General features: G+C 46.2%; 2 protein-coding genes. One reads left to right on the forward strand and one right to left on the reverse strand.

What is annotated here, in order from left to right; genetic code table 11:
- The coding region (locus LUQ50_RS05425) for an RND family transporter (RefSeq protein WP_300037349.1) at positions 1-2,148 on the forward strand (2,148 nt) is incomplete at its 5' end.
- Between the two features lie 42 nt (positions 2,149-2,190).
- Here the strand turns inward: LUQ50_RS05425 and LUQ50_RS05430 are convergent.
- Positions 2,191-2,847 carry a metal-dependent hydrolase gene (locus LUQ50_RS05430; protein ID WP_300037351.1) on the reverse strand — a complete coding sequence of 219 codons (657 nt, stop codon included), beginning with the start codon at positions 2,845-2,847 and terminating at the stop codon, positions 2,191-2,193.
- Positions 2,848-2,933 lie beyond the last annotated feature (86 nt).

Consider the following 2,933-nt stretch of genomic DNA (forward strand, 5'->3'; position numbering starts at 1 on the left):
ACCATGGTCTCCATGCAGACCGGTGACGCAACCTACATGGATGTAAATTCACCAAAAGGAATTTTAAGCGATCATTACACCGAGACATTTTCAAAAGAGACAGTAATCTTTCTTATAGAATCTGATGATTCGACAAGTCCTGAACTTCTGCAGTATCTTGATTCGCTACAAGAGCCACTCACAAAACTCCAGTATGTAAACTCGGTATCAAGTATAGTCGACGTAATAAAACCATTATCAAACGGGGGTATTCCTTCCTCCTCCGGAGAAATGGATGAGGTTTTGAATCAGATCCCTGAAAATGTAAAGAAAGGGTATATCCCTTCAGGGATGCTGAACATGGTGTCAATCATTCTTGAGACCGGGTTATCTGACGTTCAAAAGTCAACTGCCCTCTCTAACCTGGATTCGTTCGTCCAGAGCACAAACATTCCTCCCGGCGTGTCGATCAAGTTAACTGGGTCTGCCGCATTCCAGCAGGAAATGAAGGCTGAAATGGGTACATCAATGGGTGTCCTCATCATAGCCGCACTTGTGCTCATGGTCATCGTGATGGGGTTGTTGTTTGGGTATGTCAATCACCGGTTCCTCCCGGTTCTGATAGTTACAGCAGGTCTTATTTTCACGTTCGGGTTAATCGGTCTGTCAGGGCTTAAGATCAGTATGGCCGTCATCGCGGCGTTCCCGGTGATGATAGGGCTCGGGATAGATTATGCCATCCAGTTTCAGTCACGTCTTGAGGAAGAATCAAGAGATCATCCCCTGCCAGAGGCCATTCATACCACGATCACGAAGACTGGTCCTGCGGTGATGTATGCCATGTTTGCAACCTGTATGGGATTTGTGGCCATGTACATATCTCCGGTTCCTATGATGCAGGGGTTCGGGATGGTCAGTATCATCGGTGTGATAGTCTGTTACATCACATCACTCATTGGAATCCCCCTTATTGCGGTCCTCATAAATTATAAGGCAAAAGGGCATGGAGTTTCAAAACAAGCAGTACTTATTGATTCAGGTCTGTCAAAGGTTGCAGTATGGATTGCAAAACGACCGGTCCCTGTTCTTCTGATCGTACTCTTCGTTGCGTTCATCGGTATCCAGCTCGATACCCGTATCCCGGTAAACACGGATGAAAATTCGTATGTTCCTACGGATATGCCCTCGAAAACCACCCTCGATAAGGTGACCCGGACGATAGGCGCCACGAGTTCTGTACCTATCGTTATCCATGGTTCTGATGTGCTATCCCTTGATTCGGTAACCTGGATGAAGGATTTTTCTGATTTGGAGGTACGAACAAAGTCAAAAATTACCCGGGGAACAAGCATTGCTGATTATGTGATCACCTATAATCATGGAGTGATGCCACAGACTCAGAACGAACTTGATGAAGTGATGGCAAAGATTCCGGAGAGTATCAAAAAAACCTATGTATCTGGGAACAATGAAGCCGTTATCCAATTCAACACGGTTAAGTTAACCACTACAACGCAACTCGATCTGAAAGATGATATTGAGGGAGATCTGACATTTTATCCTCCTCCACCAGGGATAAAATCGGATGTTACCGGTAGTTTTGCAACGTTTGCCAACCTGGTGAATGACATAGTCGGGAGTAAAGACCTTATCACGTATTCCGGTTTCATACTGGTAATTCTTTTCCTTGCGGTGGTATACCGGAACATTAATGCTATCACCCCAATTGTTCCGATTGCCGCTGTAGTCGGATGGAATGCAGTGGCGATGTATGTCCTTGGTATTGATTACAATATCATGACTGCATGTCTCGGATCGATGACCATCGGTGTTGCTGCAGAGTACACCATTCTGGTAATGGAACGGTACATCGAGGAAAAAGAGACTACTCCTGATGTAATTGAAGCGCTGAAGAAGAGTGTGAGTAAGATAGGGTCTGCTATTATGGTTTCCGGATTTGCAACCTTTTTCGGATTCTCAGCGCTGATCCTCTCTACCTTTCCGATCACATCAAACTTCGGTCTTACGACCATAATTGCCGTGTTCTTTTCATTGATCGGAGCAATTGTGGTAATGCCTGCAATTCTCTCGTTCGTTGATAAAGTGATTCACGGTGTAGCAGAACTTGAAGAGGAGGTCTTGCATCATTCACACCCTCCTCCCCGATAATTTTCAGATTTTGTGTCCGCCAGTATCAGTCAGGCACTGATCTCAGGCAGTCACATATGATTCGCCTGGTTTCAATACCACAACCTTCAGATCCGTGGTTCGCTCGATTACTCGTTTGAACTCACCTGCATCCTGTGCTATCTTTGGTGAGGTATTGTAGTGAATCGGAATGACGACCGGTGCACCAACGAACTCAGCTGCCATCATTGCTTCACGGGGGCCCATGGTATATCGTCCCCCAATCGGAAGCAATGCAATATCCGGATTATAGATCTCACCGATCAGACGCATATCTCCAAAAAGCGCCGTGTCTCCTGCATGATATACCGTGACCCCGTCCAGGGTAATCAGATATCCGGCAGCAACTCCTCCGTAAACTCCTATCCCGGCATCCTCGATCCATGATGAATGGACTGCAGCAGTCATTGTGAAGGTAACCCCGTCCACCTGAATAGTCCCCCCGATATTCATCGGTTCAATCTCAAGGCCCTTCTCCTTCAGATAATATGCGAGGTCATTCATTGCTACCGTCTTCACACCCAATTCAAGGGTACTTCCGAGGTGGTCAGCATGGGCATGAGTCACCGCGACGATGTCGGGTTTACAGGGTATCGACAGTTCAGGAACAAAAGGATCAATGAGAACTATTCTGCTTCCTTCAAGAAGAATGCAGGAGTGCCCAAGCCACGTAAGTTTCATAAAAATTAGGTGATATCGATCAATTCTGCCTCGGTGATATCAATAGATTCACCAAATGCATCCTTGGTTGCGCTGGTGGTCATCTG

This window comes from Methanospirillum sp., assembly GCF_028679455.1.
Taxonomy (GTDB): Archaea; Halobacteriota; Methanomicrobia; order Methanomicrobiales; family Methanospirillaceae; genus Methanospirillum.